This is a genomic window from Bifidobacterium sp. LH_450 (assembly GCF_056356715.1).
In genome coordinates, this window is record NZ_JBKEUU010000001.1 from 418,961 (window position 1) to 436,223 (window position 17,263).

Annotated in this window: 11 protein-coding genes; 5 read left to right on the forward strand and 6 right to left on the reverse strand. The window is 66.2% G+C overall.

Annotation, left to right across the window (positions count from 1 at the left end):
• Positions 1-10: 10 nt before the first annotated feature.
• The 4 genes from AC1AXT_RS01845 to AC1AXT_RS01860 are packed head-to-tail and all read right to left on the reverse strand — an operon-like array spanning position 11 to position 5,229.
• Positions 11-2,089 carry a GmrSD restriction endonuclease domain-containing protein gene (locus AC1AXT_RS01845; RefSeq protein ID WP_476540185.1) on the reverse strand — a complete coding sequence of 693 codons (2,079 nt, stop codon included), beginning with the start codon at positions 2,087-2,089 and terminating at the stop codon, positions 11-13.
• A 41-nt stretch (positions 2,090-2,130) separates the two neighbouring features.
• On the reverse strand, positions 2,131-3,387 hold the full coding sequence (locus AC1AXT_RS01850; RefSeq protein WP_476540517.1) for an N-acetylglucosamine-6-phosphate deacetylase: 1,257 nt from the start codon (positions 3,385-3,387) through the stop codon (positions 2,131-2,133).
• 35 nt (positions 3,388-3,422) lie between these two features.
• Positions 3,423-4,208 (reverse strand): glucosamine-6-phosphate deaminase, encoded by a 786-nt coding sequence (nagB, locus tag AC1AXT_RS01855; protein ID WP_476540187.1) that lies wholly within the window; start codon positions 4,206-4,208, stop codon positions 3,423-3,425.
• A gap of 34 nt (positions 4,209-4,242) precedes the next feature.
• The gene (locus tag AC1AXT_RS01860; protein WP_476540189.1) at positions 4,243-5,229 is read right to left on the reverse strand and encodes an ROK family protein; all 987 of its coding nucleotides are present in this window, start codon (positions 5,227-5,229) and stop codon (positions 4,243-4,245) included.
• A 152-nt stretch (positions 5,230-5,381) separates the two neighbouring features.
• Here AC1AXT_RS01860 and AC1AXT_RS01865 point away from each other — a divergent pair, with 152 nt between their 5' ends.
• The 5 genes from AC1AXT_RS01865 (at position 5,382) to AC1AXT_RS01885 (ending at position 11,807) form a co-directional block, all read left to right on the forward strand.
• A complete protein-coding gene (locus AC1AXT_RS01865) occupies positions 5,382-6,266 on the forward strand; it encodes an aldose epimerase family protein (protein ID WP_476540191.1) in 885 nt (294 codons plus the stop codon).
• Between the two features lie 230 nt (positions 6,267-6,496).
• The gene (locus AC1AXT_RS01870; protein ID WP_476540194.1) at positions 6,497-7,948 is read left to right on the forward strand and encodes a sugar porter family MFS transporter; all 1,452 of its coding nucleotides are present in this window, start codon (positions 6,497-6,499) and stop codon (positions 7,946-7,948) included.
• Positions 7,949-8,035: 87 nt separating this feature from the next.
• Positions 8,036-9,595, forward strand: a complete 1,560-nt coding sequence (locus AC1AXT_RS01875) for a sulfatase family protein (protein ID WP_476540196.1) — start codon at positions 8,036-8,038, stop codon at positions 9,593-9,595.
• Positions 9,596-9,627: 32 nt separating this feature from the next.
• Complete coding sequence (locus AC1AXT_RS01880) at positions 9,628-10,974, forward strand: anaerobic sulfatase maturase (RefSeq protein ID WP_476540198.1); 1,347 nt, start codon at positions 9,628-9,630, stop codon at positions 10,972-10,974.
• Entirely contained in the window at positions 10,971-11,807 is an 837-nt protein-coding gene (locus tag AC1AXT_RS01885) for a sulfite exporter TauE/SafE family protein (protein WP_476540200.1), read from the forward strand. The genes AC1AXT_RS01880 and AC1AXT_RS01885 overlap by 4 nt, the downstream gene beginning before the upstream one ends.
• A 105-nt stretch (positions 11,808-11,912) precedes the next feature.
• On the opposite strand, the gene acnA is transcribed toward AC1AXT_RS01885, so the two are convergent.
• Together acnA and AC1AXT_RS01895 are read right to left on the reverse strand one after the other, a co-directional pair.
• Positions 11,913-14,633: an aconitate hydratase AcnA gene (gene acnA, locus AC1AXT_RS01890; RefSeq protein ID WP_476540202.1), complete on the reverse strand. Its 2,721-nt coding sequence runs from the start codon at positions 14,631-14,633 to the stop codon at positions 11,913-11,915.
• Positions 14,634-14,709: 76 nt separating this feature from the next.
• On the reverse strand, positions 14,710-17,253 hold the full coding sequence (locus AC1AXT_RS01895; RefSeq protein WP_476540204.1) for an HAD-IC family P-type ATPase: 2,544 nt from the start codon (positions 17,251-17,253) through the stop codon (positions 14,710-14,712).
• Positions 17,254-17,263: the final 10 nt, after the last annotated feature.

Sequence of the window (17,263 nt, forward strand, 5' to 3'; positions counted from 1 at the left end):
GCGATATTTTTCAGTGCCGCTTGCGGTAGGCGCGCCAGATATCGGCCAGCGATTCGCCGGTCGTCTCGCGTTTCCATACGTCGATCTTCGCCGACGAGCCGCCGCCGACGGCCTTGGCGGCGGCCGTAGGGCTGGGAAACTCGCGGCCGTCGGGGAACCGCAGCCCGTCGGCGGTCACCGTCACCTCCCAGCGCTCATGCTTGCGGGGACGCTCCCATACCAGCGTTTCGCCTACGGCCAGCAGCCCGGCGCGTACGGCTTCACCTACGGTGACGCGCTTGGAGTTCGGCCGCATGCGGTGCGCGCCTGGAACGCGCTGCGCTTCGTCGGCGCCGGCCGCCTGCACGTCGCGTTCGTCATAGCGGATGCGCCATGCCTGCGCGATCAGCCGCACCGTTTCCTCCTGGCGCTCCTGCAACGCCTGGGGCGTCAACTGCGCCAGGCTTTCCAGCTGGCGCGTCAGCGGGAAGCGCCGCGAGCTGGGCGATTTGAGCATCCGGGCCTTGCGCTCGTCGAACGCCTCCAGGCCGTCCAGGCTTTTCGCGCTGGCCTGCGTCAGCGCATAGTTGCCGATCCTGTCGGCCCAATAGTCGCAGGTTTCCGCCGGCCATGACGCATACGGCGAGCGCGGTCCGGCGGTTCCCGGCATCAGCCGCACGGCGTTGAGGCTGCGTGGCCGGATGATGCCATGGCCTTCAAGCTGTTCGTTGGCGCGCACCAGCAGCAGCCGCTTCATGTCGTCGCCGACCGTCAGCTCCCCGCGCAGCCGCATCATCGCCGCACGCTGGTCGTCCGCGCTGATGGCGAAGCCCTGGATGCGCTGCAGCGGCGTGCCCTTCTTCAGTTCGCGCACGGCATTGCAGGCGCGCGTGCGGCGCTTGAGCGCGCCTTCCCCGTTGAGGGCGTCGACGCCGGCGACGCGTTCCAGGCTTTCCAGCACGGCCTGCAGCCTGTCGATGTCGTGCAGCGCCGGCACCACCGTTGCCCCGTCGCCGCCAGCCGCCATCAGGCTTACGTCGGGATCGTTGAGATTGGCCACCGAATGGACGATGGCCCACATCGCCACCGGGCGCCAGTCGGCGTTCGGATAGTCGCCCAGGCCTGCGATCAGGCGGACAACCGGCTCCGGCAGCACGCTCGAGGTGGGCCGGTCGAGCACCTGCCAGGCGGCCGCATATGGGCGCAGCACGTCGTCGACGAAGTCGATGGCCTCATCGCGCACGAAATACGGCACCAGCACGTCGCTGGAAAAGTCGCTGAGCAGCTGTTCGCACATCGGCTTGCCGGACAGCACGAGATGCAGGTCGGCGAAGAACCGCTCGATATTCGCGGCATCGTCGCCGAACGGCTCCATGATGTCGTCCCACCATACCGCGTATGCGTCGCGTGCCGCCGGGGAGATATGGGAAACCGTCTTGGCCTTGAAGACGTCGGAGGGGGTCAGCGGCATGCCGCGCATGTTCATGACGTCGAAAATGCGGTACGCGCCCGACAGGTCGTCGGTGGCGACGATGACGAACATGACGTCGTTGACGAGGAACGACGCGAACTGGCGCCGCTCCTCGTCGCTCATCTTGCCGAGCTCGTCGTAGGCGAAGCGCGCGTTGTCGAGGATGTTGCGCTGCGCCTGCGTTTCGCAGTCCGCTTCGCGCAGGTCGAACAGCGCCTCGAGGTCGCCTTGCTGAACGTAGTCGCGGAAGAACCCTTCGTCGCGGTCGCGCAGGGCGAGCCGCGGCTCGGATGCGATGCCGCGCAGCTTGTCGCCGCTTTCCACGACGAGCCCTTCCAGGCTGGCCCGCAGCTGGGGGTCGTCTTCGAGGTAATGCAGCACGGAGAACAGTATCGTCAGCGAAACGAGCCGCTGCTGGCCGTCGATGACCTGATGGGTGGCGCCATGGTCCTTGACGAGGATCAAGGAGCCGAGGAAGTACGGGGCGACGCCGGCGCCGCACGCGTCGATGACGTCGCCGATCAGCTGCCCCATCTGCTCGCGGCGCCATTGGTAGGCCCGCTGGAAGGTGGGGACCGCAAAGCGGTAGTCCGACGTGAATACCTTCGACAACGGCTGTTCGCTTGCGCTGATCGGCATGCCACTCCCCTTTCGCGGGCCCAACGGCTTTTCCACCGAGTCTAGCGCATCGCCTCCGCAAGCACCGGCATCGGGCGTCCGGCGCACCAGGTGCGCGCGACGCGCCAGCTGGACGCTTCGAGCAGGAGCACATCGGCCGCGTAGCCCGGCTTGAGCAGCCCCAGCGGGCAGCCGGTCACCGGGTTGGGCCGATCGAACCCCAGCGCTTTCGCCGGGGTCCACGTGGCCGCCTCGACCGCATCGGCCGGTTGGATGCCCAGCTGGAGCACGGCGCGCTGGACGGCATGTTCGAGCACGAGCGTCGAGCCGGCGATGGCGCCATTGGACACGAGCCGGGCATGGCCGTCCTTCACATCCACATCCAGCGCGCCGAGCAGGTAGCGCCCGTCGGGGCATCCGGTGGCCGACATGGCGTCCGTGACGAAGGCCGTGCGATGCGGCGCGAATCCCCAGGCCAGACGAATGGCCGGATCTTGGACGTGGAATCCATCGTTGATCAGCTCCAGCGTCACGCGCCGGTCTTCGACGGCGGCTGGAATGGGCCCGGGGTTGCGGTGGTGCAGCCCGTTCATCGCATTGAACAGGTGCGTCAGGATCCTGGCGCCGGCATCGAATCCGCGCCTCGCCGCTTCATAGTCGGCATCGCAATGCCCGACGGCGGGGACCACGCCGGCCTGGGCAAACCGCCCGATTGCCTCGATGCCGTGGGGCAGCTCCGGCGCGATCGTGATCTGGCGCAGGCAGCCTGACGCGGCGTCCAGCAGGCGATCGACCGTCTGCGGCACCGGGTCGAGCAGGCATGCCGGGTCATGCGCCCCCTTGCGCGAGATGGCGAGGAACGGCCCTTCGAGATGGGCTCCGAGAATATCAGGACGGCTTTGCATCGTGTCATGCACCGTGCGCAGGTTGCGGCACATGACGTCGAGCGGATTGGTGATCAGGCTGAGCACCTGCCGCGTCGTACCGTGCGCCATGTGCCCCGCCCGTGCCATCGCGATGCCTTCGGGCCCGTCGTCGAAGGAGGCGCTCCAGGCGCCGTGCGCATGGATATCGACGTATCCAGGCACCATGATGGCGCCGGCGGCGTCAATGGCGTCCCGCGGCCCTATGCCTGCCTTTTCCATGGCCTGGGCCAGGCGCTGCGGGTCGGTCCCGGCATCCGCGATCACGCCGTCCGAGCACACCAGCCAGAACCCTTCCTCAACGCCGTCGGCGTCGATCTTGCGTGCGTTCGCAATGGCGAAGGCGCCTGCCGGCTGGCGCAACGCCTCATCCACGGCGGCAGCCTGCAGCCGCATGCCTTCCATCTCCATATCCGTATCCGTTCCCATTGTCAGATTCCCTGCCATGCCGGCTTGTTGTCGTAGGCCCACCGGTAGTAGTCGGCGTGGCGCAGCTTGCCGGCCGCCGCGTCGTCGACGATGACGGTGGCATGCGGATGCAGCTGGAGGGCCGAGGCGGGGCATGACGACGAGACCGGGCCCTCCACGGTGGCGGCTATCGCATCGGCCTTCGCCGCGCCGAACGCCAGCAGGATCAGGTGCCGGGCCTTGAGGATCGTACCGACGCCTTGCGTAATGCAGTGCATCGGCACCTGGGACACGTCGCCGTCGAAGAAGCGCGCGTTGTCGTCGCGCGTCCGCTGGGTCAGCGTCTTGATGCGGGTACCGGACGCCAGCGAGGAACCCGGTTCGTTGAAGCCGATGTGGCCGTCGGTCCCGATGCCCAGGATCTGCACGTCGACGCCGCCGGCAGCCTCGATCGCCGCGTCGTAGGCCGCCCCCGCATGTTCGATCGTGGCGGGGTTGCCGTCGGGGACGTGGACGTTGTCCGGATCGAGCCCGAGCGGCTTAACGACGGTGCGTTCGATCGTGCTGCGGTACGACTGCGGATGGGACGGGTCGAGCCCGGCGTATTCGTCAAGCGCGAACCCGCGCACCCCCGACACGTCCAGATGCTCGCCGTGGACGAGCCGGGCAAGGCTTTCATAGGCTTTCAGCGGGCTCGATCCGGTGGCGAGCCCGAGCACGCAATCGGGCTTGCGGGCGATAAGGTCGGCCACGCAACGGGCATAGAGACGCCCCGCCTCTTCTTCGCTGGTGATGATGACTTCGGTCATGGTGTGTTCTCCTTCGGTATGTGCTGACTTGTTGCTAACGGGGTTGCGCGGCCTGGGCGGCCACGCCTGCGCCGATGGCGCCGACCGGCATGTCCATCGGGGCGAGCATGAGCCGCTGGCCCAGTTCCATGGACTGCAGGAACGCGCTTGAACGCTCGCGCCGGGAAAGCTCGTCGCGTATTTCACGCAGCAGGGGCTCGCCGGTACGCGCTACGCCTCCGCCGATGATGATGGTGTCCGGATCGACGGTGACGGCCAGCGCCGTCAGCGCATCGGCGAGCGCCGCGATGACGGCTTTCAGCAGCCGGGCGGCCTGGTCATGGCGCGGATCCGCCGGGTCGCGCGCCCTGCGTATCAGCGCCGGCATCGGCGGGTCGTCGTATGGCCACAGATGGGCCAGGGCGCCGCCGCTGGCCACCGTCTCCAGGCAGCCACGCTGGCCGCATGCGCACGGCAGACGGTGCGGTTCGACGGGTATGTGGCCGATTTCGCCGACATTGCCATGCGCGCCATGGTCCAGCGCGCCGAACCGCAGTACGCCCGCCGCCAATCCGGTGCCGATATTGAGGAACACGGTGGTGCCGCATTCGTCGCCTTCGCCTGTGCCCCGTGCCGCCAGCAGCGCGTGGGCGCCCAGCGCCGCCGCGTTTACGTCGTTCTCCACCGTTACCGGAACGCCGGCACGCCGCGCGATCTGGCCGCCAAGCTCGACATGGCCAATGCCGAGATTGGCGATGTTGTCGACCGAACCGTCGGCGCGGTCGACGCATCCCGGCGTGCCGATGCCGATGCCGGCAAGCCGGCTGGAGCCATGGCCGCCGGCATCAAGCTGGGCCTGCAGCTCGGCAAGCAATCCGGATACGTCGTCAAGCAGCGCATCGGCGCCGCATCGCGCAGGTATCTGGGCACGTGCCAACGGCTCGCCCACCGGGGTGGCGGGCCCGTCATCGGCGTAGACGACTCCGGCGATTTTCGTGCCGCCGACATCGATGCCGGCGAACACGTCCTGTTCAGGTCGCATAGGGCAATCACTCTCCCAACATCCATCCGGACACGTCGTTGAGTCCGGAACCAATTATGCATAGGTAGTTATCAATATAAATCCTACCATCCCCAGAAGCGCTTTGCGCCACAGCGAACATAATTTGTAAGTTTTGTTTTTATAATTGTCCCATGAACGATTCCATCATCATCCGCGAAATCCTTGCGAACCAAGGAACCGCGCACGTCGACGACGACGGCGCGCATCTGCTCGACTGGACGCCCCGCGGGGCGCTGCCCGTTCTATGGCGCCCTGCTGCGCTGGAGCTGCGGCCCGGCAAGCCCATCCGCGGCGGCATCCCCATCATCGCCCCATGGTTCGGCGCCGGCGTGCGCGACGGCGCCCCAGCCGGCTTCAAGCCATTCCACTCCTTCGCCCGCATCAGCCGCTGGACCGCAGCGGATCCGGCACCCGGATCGCTGTCCTATCTGCTTGATTCACGCTCGCTGCCAGCGAAAAGCCTCGCGCCCCTCGCAGTCGAGCCAACGGACCCCTCGCGCATACGCTTCCAGCTGCGCTACACCATCGCATGCACGCAGCGCCTCGACCTGCGCCTCGAACTCGCCAACCAGTCGGAATGTCCCCTGGCTATCGAGATGGCGTTCCATACCTATCTGCGCGTCGGCGACGTGGGCCACGTCACGGTGGACGGCCTGGAACAGGCACCGTATTTCGACGCAAAGGAAGGACGCTACAGGGACGCCGACCACGCCCCCCTGCGCATCCGCGGGGCGGTGGACCGCGTATACGGAACACGGCTGCCCGTATCGCTGCGCGACCCGGACCTGGAACGCCGCATCGACATCGCCTCGCCACAGGCCACGCAGGCCATCGTGTGGAACCCAGGCGAGGATGGCGACGCAATGGACGGCATCGGGCCCGGACAGTGGCGGCGCTTCGTATGCATCGAAGCGGCGCGCTGCCGCGAAGGACGGCAGACCGTGCAGCCCGGCGCCGTCATGCGGCTGGAACAGTCCATCACCGTCACCGGCTACGGTGCCCAGCCCCTCCTGTAGCACTCCGGGTGAAACTGCGCCGTCAGAGAAAAACCTTGCATTCCGCCCGTGGGCAGCCATAGGCGCCCATGGGCGGAAAAACAAGCCGCAAACGCATTCCGGCCCACCGCAGGCGGGCGCCGGGAATCTTAATTCGTAAACAAACCTTACAAAATAGATTTATACTGTCTTTCAAGCCAAAGGCCACGGCTTCTCGTCCCCAACCGTCACATAACTCAAAGGAGAGTTCTATGGCTGACGCAACAGTCTTGCCTGAAACAAGAAAGAACCTGGCCGACCGATACGCAACGATGCTGGCACTGATCGCCACCCTCGGACCGCTCTTCTACGGCTTCGAAGGCATGGTGCTCAACGGCGCCATTTCGGCAGTCGGCTCGGAATTCCATCTCGGCGCCTTCGCCAAGGGCGTCGCCGGCGCCGCCGGCATCATCGGCGGCCTCATCGGTTCGGTCTTCGCCGGCCGCATCTCAGACCATATCGGCCGCAAGGGGCTTCTGCTCTGGGTAGGCCCCTTCCTGATGTTCGAAGCCATTTTCGGCGCCTTCTGCCCCTATCTGGGCGGCTACCCCTTCCTGCTGTTCTGCCGCGTGATGGGCGGCATCGGCTTCGGCGCAGCCACCACCGTCGCCCCGGGCTACATCGCCGAAATCGCGCCCCCGAAAATCCGCGGCCGGCTGATTTCGTTCCGGCAGCTCGCCATCATCCTCGGCCTGCTATTCGCCGCCATCGCCAATCTCGTCGCCTCGCACGCCACCGGCTCTTCGGAAGCGGTCGTGTTCCTCGGGTTCAAGACCTGGCAGGTGATGTTCCTGTGCCTGCTCATCCCCGCGCTGCTCTACGTCGCCCTGACGCCGCTGCTTCCCGAATCGCCGCGCTATCTGGTGACGAAAGGCAAGGACGCGAAAGCCGAAGCAATCCTTGCGCGCCTGTCCCCCAAGGACAACGCGGCCCAGCAAATCGCCGCCATCAAGGCATCGCTGGGCGCCAAGCAGGAGACGCTCGGCATCGTGCAGGTACTGAAGTCCAAGTGGCGCAACCTGGTGCTCGTCGGCATGGCATTGGCCGCCTTCCAGCAGCTCACCGGCACCAACGGCATCTTCTTCTACTCCAATACGCTGTTCGAAGCCGTCGGCATCCCCGAATCCGCCGCGTTCACGCAGACGCTGATCCTGAGCGTGTTCAAGATCATCGGCGTGACGACGGGCATCCTGCTCGTCGACAGGGTCGGCCGCAAGCGCATGCTCGTCTATGGCGGCATCCTGATGGCCTTCTCGCTCGGCGTCGTCGCCACGGTGTTCATGATCGCGCCGCGGGGCGCCAACGGACCGGATATCGGAGACAATCCCGTGCTCGGGTTCATCGCCGTTGCCGCCCTGTGCTGCTTCCTGCTGGGATTCACCTCCTCGTGGGGCCCGATTTTCTCGGTGCTGATGGGCGAGATGTTCCCCACCCCGATCCGCGGCAGCGCCATGTCGCTCGCTTCGGGTTCCGACTTCTTCTTCAACCTGCTGATCGTGCTGCTCTTCCCCTATCTGGTGGAATGGTCGCCGTCCGGCACGTACTGGATCTACTGCCTCTTCGCCGTCCTGTCGGTCATCTTCGCCAAGAAGTACCTGCATGAGACCAAGGGCAAGACGCTGGAGCAGATCGGCACGATGGAAGCCGAATCGGAACGCGCCTGAACGCCTCCTGCGGTGCGGGGCCTCCCCCGTGCCGCATCCACCCTGTCCACCCAACCAACCCATAGCAACATCTAAGGAACAACGACCATGGAATCCAATATCAGCCAGGAACGCGCTACGACGGACGCCGACGGCGGCAACGCGGCAGCCCCGCGCTGCACCGCGCCCAACATCATCGTGTTCATGACCGACCAGCACCGCATCGACACGCTGGGATGCATGGGCAACCCCCACGCGCATACGGCGAACATCGACGCGATTGCGTCGGAAGGCTGCCTGTTCGACAACGCCTACACCCCTTCGGCGATCTGCACGCCGGCGCGCGCTTCGATGCTGACCGGCCAGCTCCCCTTCAAGCACCAGACGCTGGCCAATCCGGAATGGAACATCGCCTACCAGACCGCCATACCCCCGACCGACTGGACCTACACGAAGGAGCTGCGCGACCACGGCTACAACGTCGGCATGGTGGGCAAATGGCATTGCGGGGCCAATCTGCCGGATGTGTTCGGCGCCGACGACGACACCTTCTGGGGTGCCGAGAACCCGGTAGCCAATGAAGAATACGTGCAGTGGCTCAAGGACAACGGCCTGCCGCCCGTCGCCGCCCACGAGTTCTGGCGCGGCAAGCTGCCGGGAAACCGCGACGGCCACGTGCTGGCGGCCCGGCTGGACCAGCCCGAGGAGGCCACGTTCGAGCGCTTCATTGCCGACCGCGCCATCGCCAGGCTGCGCCAATACGCCAAGGACTACCGCGAAAGCGGCAAGCCGTTCTGCCTGGACGTGCATTTCTTCGGGCCCCACCTGCCCTATTTCCTGCCCGACGAATGGTTCGACCTCATCGACCCCGACGACGTCGAGCTGCCGCCGAGCTTCGCCGACACGCTTATCGGCAAGCCGCCGGTGCAAAGCAACTACGCGACATACTGGTCCACATCGTCGTTCGACAACGACCAGTGGCGCAAGCTCATCGCCATCTACTGGGGCTACGTCGCGATGATCGATTTCGAGATCGGCCGCATCATGGACGTGGTGCGCGAACTGGGGCTCTGGGACGAAACGGCCATGTTCTTCTGCGCCGACCACGGCGAATTCACCGGCGCGCACCGGCTCAACGACAAAGGCCCCGCGATGTACGACGACATCTACCGCATCCCCTTCATCGCCCGCATCCCCGGCGTCACCCATGGCGGCACCTGCAGCGCATACGTGTCGCTGCTCGATATTCCGGCGACGATGATGGACATAGCCGGCATCGATCCGGCCAAGGTCGAGGACGGCGAATCAGTCATGGGCCTTGCCGCCGGCGGCAGCCAGAAAGGGTGGCGCCAGAACATCGTCTGCGAATTCCACGGGCTGCATTTCCCGCTCCAGCAGCGCATGCTGCGCACCGACGACTACAAGCTGGTCGTGTCGCACGAGTCGATGAACGAGCTCTACGACTTGAAGCGCGATCCGTACGAGCTCAACAACGTCTATACGGCGCCCGCCTACGACGACGTGCGCCGGAGCATGGCCGCCGAACTCTACCGGCAGCTTGTCGAGCGCGGCGACAGTTCGTTCGCCAAATGGATGGCGGCGATGACCGATTTCGACGTGCCGCTGTCCAATACCGCCAAGTCCGATTGGGACGACATCGCCCGATAGGCCCCAACGGACACCGAACCCAGGAGAACGCCATGACGATACTCGCCTCCGATGCCGCACAGGTGCGGGCGTGCGCCGAACCGGGCCCCTTGGCCCGGCGGCGGCTGCCCTTTTCCGTGGTGGCCAAGCCATCCGGCGCCGCATGCAATCTTGATTGCCAGTACTGCTTCTTCCTGTCCAAGGAGCTGCTCTACGACGTCCCCAGCCAGCAGATGGACGAAGCGACGCTGGAACGCTACATCGCCGAATACCTTGCAGCCAGCCCCGACGGCGACGTGACGATGCTGTGGCAGGGCGGCGAGCCCACGCTGCGCGGGCTGCCCTTCTACCGCCGCGTCGTCGAGCTGTGCGAAACCTACCGCAGGAAGGGGCAGCGCGTCCTGCATGCGCTGCAGACGAACGGCACCCTGATCGACGACGACTGGGGTGCGTTCCTGCGCGAGCATGACGTGCTGGTCGGCGTTTCCATCGACGGGCCGCGAGATTGCCATGACGCCTACCGCCTCAACCGTGCGGGGCGTGGCACCCATGCGATGGCGGTGCGCGGATGGCGTACGCTGCAGCGCCACGGCGTACGCTGCAACGTGCTGTGCACGGTGCATCATGCCAACGAGAATCGCGGCCGCGACGTCTACCGTTACCTGCGTGACGAGCTGGGCGCGCAATACGTGCAGTTCATCCCCATCGTCGAACGCGCCGAAGAGGCTGACCTGCAGCGCGCCGAACACGGAGGCTGGCGCAAGACGGGCGGCTTGCTCTACCGTCAGGCGGGCCATGCCGTGACGTCGCGGTCCGCGGATCCTTCCCGGTACGGGCAGTTCCTCAACGACGTGTTCGACGAATGGATTGCGCAGGATGTCGGCCATGTGTTCGTACAGGATTTCGACGCAGCCCTCGGCGCCATGTTCGGCCAGTATCCGGTATGCGTCCATGCCCCGGAATGCGGCACGAACATGGCGATGGAATTCAACGGCGACGTCTACGCCTGCGACCACTGGGTCGAGCCTGATTGGCTGGTGGGGAATATCGCCGACAGCGATTTCCATACGCTGGCCCATACGTCCACGATGCGCGCGTTCGGCCGCAAGAAGCGTGTGGAGCTGACGGCCCAATGCCGGGCATGCCCCTTCCTGCGCATGTGCAATGGAGGCTGCCCCAAAGACCGTTTCGCGAAGTCGGGCGACGGCGAGGACGGGCAAAGCTACCTGTGCCCCGGATACCGGCGGTTCTTCGGCCATATCCGGCCCGACATCGTCGCCATGGCGCGGCTGCTGCGCGCCGGACGCCCCGCCAGCGACATCATGGATCCCGCAACGCGGCGCCGTCTGCGCCCCGCCGCCGCATGCACCGCGCAGCCGGACGGAAAGGAAAGGCAATGACTGCAACGCTCATCACCAGCCTGCTGATCGGGCTGGCCGTCGGCATCGTCGTCGGGGCGCTGGGCGCGGGAGGCGGCATCCTGTCGGTTCCGGTGCTCGTCTATCTGCTTGGGCAGGAGCCCCATGCGGCATCGGCCGGCTCGCTGGTCATCGTCGGGCTGACGGCATTGGTCTCGTTGATTCCGCGCGCACGCGAAGGGCACGTCCAGTGGCGGGATGGACTGGTATTCGGCGCGCTCTCCTGCGTCGGCACCGTCATCGGCTCAAGGCTGTCCGCATTGGTCGACGCGAAGCTGCTGATGACGCTCTTCAGCGTTCTGCTCGTAGCGGTCGGCGTGCTGATGCTGCGCAAGGCCATAAGGAAAAGGAACGCCGAAAAGGCGCTGGACGGCGTGGCTGACCGGCACGCCGAACGGCAATCGGACGAAGGCGCCGACGCGCGGCGGCGCCGTACGCAGCGAGGCGCACACGGCATATGGCTGTTGATAGGGTGCTCCACGGCAACCGGATTGCTTACCGGGTTCTTCGGCGTAGGCGGCGGCTTCGCCGTCGTGCCGATGCTGGTGCTGGCGATGGGGTTCACGATGCGCGAGGCCTCGTCGACGTCGCTGCTCGTCATGATCATCTCCTCGGCGGTGGGCCTGATTTCCCGAATCGGCACGCCGGTGACGATGGACTGGACCGTCGTGCTGGCATTCGCCGCGGCGTCGATGGCCGGCGGCCTGATTGGCGCCCCCGCCTCGACGAAGGTCAAGGAAACGACGCTGACGACCATCTTCGGCATCCTGCTGCTTGCAGTCGCTGCCGGCACGTTCATTTCGAATGCCATATAGCGGCATCCCGCGAACGCGCCGGCAACCAGATATCCGTGCGCTTTCAGGCAAAGCAAAAGGCCCCCGCCGTCCAGGCGGGAGCCTTTTGCATAAGCGGGAATGCCGCTACTTCATCAGATTGCGCAGTACGTACTGCAGGATGCCGCCATTGCGGTAGTAGTCGGCTTCGCCCGGCGTATCGATGCGCACGACGGCATCGAACTCGACATGTGAGCCGTCGGCCTTCGCCGCCGAAACGTGCACCGTTTCCGGAATGCCGGCCTGCGGATCGTTGAACGCCTCAATGCCCTCGATATCGAACGTTTCGGTGCCGTCGAGGCCAAGGGACTGCGCGCTTTCGCCCTGTGGGAACTGCAGCGGCAGCACGCCCATGCCGATGAGGTTCGAACGGTGGATGCGTTCGAAGCTTTCGGTGATGACGGCCTTGACGCCGAGCATCGCCGTGCCCTTGGCCGCCCAGTCGCGCGAGGAACCGGTGCCGTATTCCTTGCCGGCGAGCACGACGAGCGGCACGCCGTTGTCGATGTAGTCGCGCGACGCTTCGAAGATCGTCGTCGGCTGGCCGGTCAGGAAGTCGTAGGTATAGCCGCCGCTGACCTGCTCTTCGCCAACCGACGTGAGCAGCAGGTTCTTCAGGCGGATGTTGCCGAACGTGCCACGCACCATCACTTCATGGTTGCCGCGCCGCGAACCGTAGGAATTGAAGTCCTTCGGCTCGACGCCGCGCTCGACGAGGTACTGCCCGGCAGGCGACGACGCCTTGAACGCGCCCGCGGGCGAGATATGGTCGGTCGTCACCGAGTCGGACAGCAGCGCCAGCACGCGGGCGCCGTGGATGTCCTCCACCGGCGCCGGTTCGGCGGTCATGCCGTCGAAGAACGTCTGCTTGCGCACGTACGTCGAATCCGGATTCCACGCGAACAGTTCGCCGGCCGGGACCTTGAGCCCCTTCCAGCGCTCGTCGCCGTCGAATACGCTCGCGTAGTCCTCGGTGAACATGTCGCGGTCGACGTTCGCGGCGACGACGTCGGCGACCTCGCCGTTCGTCGGCCAGATGTCGCGCAGGAACACGTCGTTGCCGTCGGCATCGGCACCCAGCGGCTGGGTCTCGAAATCGAAATCCATCGTGCCGGCGAGCGCGTAGGCGATGACGAGCGGCGGCGAAGCCAGGTAGTTCATCTTGACGTCCGGCGAGATGCGCCCTTCGAAATTGCGGTTGCCGGACAGCACGGCCGTCACCGTCAGGTCGTTGTCGTTGATGGCCTGCGAGATTTCCGGCAGCAGCGGCCCGGAGTTGCCGATGCAGGTGGCGCAGCCGAAGCCGACGAGATTGAAGCCCAGCTTGTCGAGATCGTCCTGCAGGCCGGCTTTCTTCAGGTAGTCGGCGACGACCTGGGAGCCGGGGGCCAGCGACGTCTTGACCCACGGCTTGGGGGAAAGCCCCTTGGCGACGGCGTTGCGCGCGATCAGGCCGGCGGCGATCATGACCGACGGGTTCGACGTGTTCGTGCAGGACGTAATCGACGCGATGGCGACGTCGCCGTTCTTGAGCTCGAAGTCGCCGCGGAAGCTTGTCGAAACGGCAACCGGGTCGTAGACGGTCTGCTCGGTGACGTAGCCCGGCAGCGTCTCCTCATACGACTTCTTGGCGTCGGCGAGCGTGATGCGGTCCTGCGGGCGCTTCGGGCCGGCGATGGACGGCACGACCGTCGACAGGTCGAGCTCGAGGTATTCGGAATACCGCGGCTCGACATAATCCGGATCGGCCGGGTCATGCCAGAGCTTGTTGGCCTTCGCGTAGGCTTCGACCAGCGCGATGTGCTCTTCGGAGCGGCCGGTCAGGCGCAGGTAGTCGAGCGTGACGCCGTCGATCGGGAAGATGCCGCAGGTCGAGCCGAATTCGGGGCTCATGTTGCCGATCGTGGCGCGGTTGGCGAGCGGGATGTTGGCGATGCCGTCGCCGTAGAATTCGACGAACTTGCCGACGACGCCGTGCTGGCGCAGCATGTCGGTAATCGTGAGCACGACGTCGGTGGCGGTGACGCCTTCGGGGATCGCGCCCTTGAGCTTGAACCCGACGACACGCGGCACGAGCATCGAGATCGGCTGGCCGAGCATGGCGGCTTCGGCTTCGATGCCGCCGACGCCCCAGCCGAGCACGCCCAGGCCGTTGACGGTGGTGGTGTGCGAATCGGTGCCGACGCACGAATCGAGGTAGGCCAGCGTGTTGCCGGTGCCCAGGCCCGACGCGCCGGCGGCCTTTTCCATGACGACCTGCGCTAGGTATTCGATGTTGACCTGGTGGATGATGCCGGTTCCCGGCGGCACGACGCGGAAGTTCTCGAACGCCTGCTGGCCCCAGCGCAGGAACTGGTAGCGTTCGCCGTTGCGTTCGTATTCGATGTCCATGTTCTGCTCGACCGCGTCCGGCACGCCGTACTTGTCGATCTGCACCGAATGGTCGATGATCATGTCGGACTGGACCTGCGGGTTGATGACCTCCGGGTTGCCGCCAAGCGCCTTGACGGCGTCGCGCATCGTGGCAAGGTCGACCACGCATGGCACGCCGGTGAAGTCCTGCATGACGACGCGCGAAGGGGTGAACTGGATTTCCTCGCTGGGGTCGGCAGCCGGATCCCAGTCCAGCAACGCCTTGACGTGCGCGTCGGTGATATTGGCGCCGTCCTCGTTGCGCACGAGGTTCTCGACGAGCACCTTGAGCGAGTACGGAAGATGGTCGATGCCTTCCAGGTCGGCGATGCGGTAGTAGTCGTAGGACGACTCGCCAACGGCAAGCGTATCCAGTTGTGTGTCGCGCAAGGACATGCAGTCTCCTTCGGTCATGGTGCTGTGCGCCTCGGCGGCGCCGGGACTCCCCTTCGAAGGATACTTCGTCCCTTGGCTAGCCCTTTTTGCCGCGCTTGACATATGAGACGAGCCGCTCGGCCGGCGGAATCAGCCGCGGCACAAGCCACAGGCACAGCGCGTACAGCGCCGCCGCGACGGCAAAGGCGGCCAGCGACGCCCACGCGGCCGGGCCAGAGGGAATCTCGATGGCGAAGAACCGCGCAACGAACGTGATCAGCGCGCCGGCGACGCCGATGGCGGCGAAGGCGGCGACGAGCAGCCCGCGCCACGAGCGCAGCGGCCGCGCCACCCTGGCCAGCACGGCCACCCCCATGAAGAACAGGATCATCGCGCATACGCTGCGCAGCTGCGTCAGCTCGGCGGCGTTGCGTTCGACGTTCCATCCCAGTTCATGCGGCACGAACCATGCGGCGAACAGCACCGAGGCGGCTGTGGCGATGCCGCATGGCAAGGCGAACGCGAAGACGCGCCGCAGGAAGCCGGGCATGTACCGGCGGGTATTCGGCGCCAGCGCCAGGATGAAGGCCGGGGCGCCGATCGTCAGCGCGCCGATGTAGGTGATGTGGCGCGGCAGGTAGGGGTATGGAATGGCCATCAGCACGACGCCGAACGAAATGAGCGCCGAATAGACCGTCTTGACGAGGAACAGGCTGGCGACGCGTTCCATGTTGGCCATGACCTGGCGGCCGCGCGCGACGACGTCCGGCAAGTGCGAGAACTTCGAGTCGACGAGCACCACTTCGGCCACGGCTTTCGTCGCCGGCGCGGCGTTGCCCATCGCGATGCCCAGGTCGGCCTCCTTGAGCGCAAGGGCGTCGTTGACGCCGTCGCCGGTCATCGCCACCGTATGCTTGCCCAGATGCAGTGCCTCGACGATGGCCTTCTTCTGGTCCGGCAGCACGCGGCCGAGGACGTCGACGTCCTCAAGCGTCTTCGCCATTTCGTTGAGGTCGTCGGGCAGCTCGCGCGCGTCCATCGCGCGCACCGGGCGCATGCCGGTCAGGTGGACCTTGCGCGCGATGGCGGCGACCGTCACCGGGTTGTCGCCGGAAATGACGCGGCAGCGCACGCCCTGTTCGCGGAACCATGCCAGTGTCGGCGCCGCATCGGGCCGTACATGCTCCGAACACAGCACCAGCGCGACCGGACAGGCTGCCGGATTGATGGCAGGCGCATCGCTCCACGCGCCGCTGGCCTTGTGGCCGTCGCCGGCGGCGAAGGCGAGCAGCAGCACGCGGCTTCCCTTGGCCGCATACGCGTTGATGCGCTCCAGCAGCGCGCCAGTGGCAGCGCGCCCGGCGGCATCATGGCGCTCCAGCGCGGCGAGCATCACCTCCGGCGCGCCCATATACCATTCGCCGCGCGCAGTGCCGAACCGCTGGGCGACATAGGCTACGGCGCTCCATTTGCGCGAGCTGGAGAACGGCACGCGGGCATGCACCCCCTCGTCCCCCTCCCCGCTCGGCGCATAGCCATGCGCGCCCAGTGCGTGGACGATGGCGGCGCCGGTGCCGTTGGGCTGAGGCTCGTCGGCGATGTCGTAGAGCGCCTGGCGCACCGCCTTCAGGGATACGGGCGCATCCGGCAGCATGCGCAGATCGTCGAATTCGATGCCGCCATCGGTGATCGTGCCCGTCTTGTCGAGATTGAGCGCATCGACCCTGGCCAGCGTCTCCACCGAATCAAGGTCCTGCACCAGCGTGTTCTTGCGCGCAAGCCGTATCGCGGCGAGCGCGAAGTTGAGCGACGTGAGCAGCACCAGCCCTTCCGGAATCATGCCGACGACGCCCGATACCGACGAGATGACGGCCTGGCGCCAGGCGCCGGTGGCAATCGCGGCGTTCCAGCCGCCGACCGTCTTCATCTGCGTCCACACCAGCAGGATGCACAGCGGCACGACCAGGAAGGTCATGAACTTCAGGATGACGTTGATGCCGTGGTTGAGGTCGGAGACGGTCTTCTTGTACACCCGCGCCTGGGCGGTCAGCCGGGCCGCGTAGCTGTGCGCGCCCACCGCCATCACCTCCACGAGGGCCAGGCCCGACACGACGCTGGCGCCCGAATACACCGGATCCCCTTCGCGCTTGCGCACCGTGCGCGATTCGCCGGTGAGCATCGATTCGTCGAGTTCCAGGCCCCAGGAATGCAGCACGGTGCCGTCCGCCGGCACCTGTTCGCCGGTGCGCAGCCATAGCAGGTCGCCCAGCACGATGCCGCCATGGCCGATGGCGACGTTCCGGCCGTCGCGGCGGACCAGATAGTCGCTGGCCACGAGGATGGACAGGCGGTCCAGCGTGCGCTTGGCGCGCAATTCGGTCGCCACGCCGATGCCGGTGTTGATGATGATGACGAACCCGAAGACCGCGTCCTTCCAGGAACCGGCGAGCAGCACCAGCGCCATGGCCGTCAGGATGATGCCGTTGAACAGCGTGAAGACGTTCGAGCGCAGTATGGCGCCCAGCGACCGCGACGGCGATGCCTTGACCTCGTTGGATTCGCCCGCCTGCACGCGTTGCGCGACCTGCGTGTCGTTCAGGCCCCGTTCGTCTACTGGCGGCATTTGCTCGGTTGCGCTCATGCCCACCAGC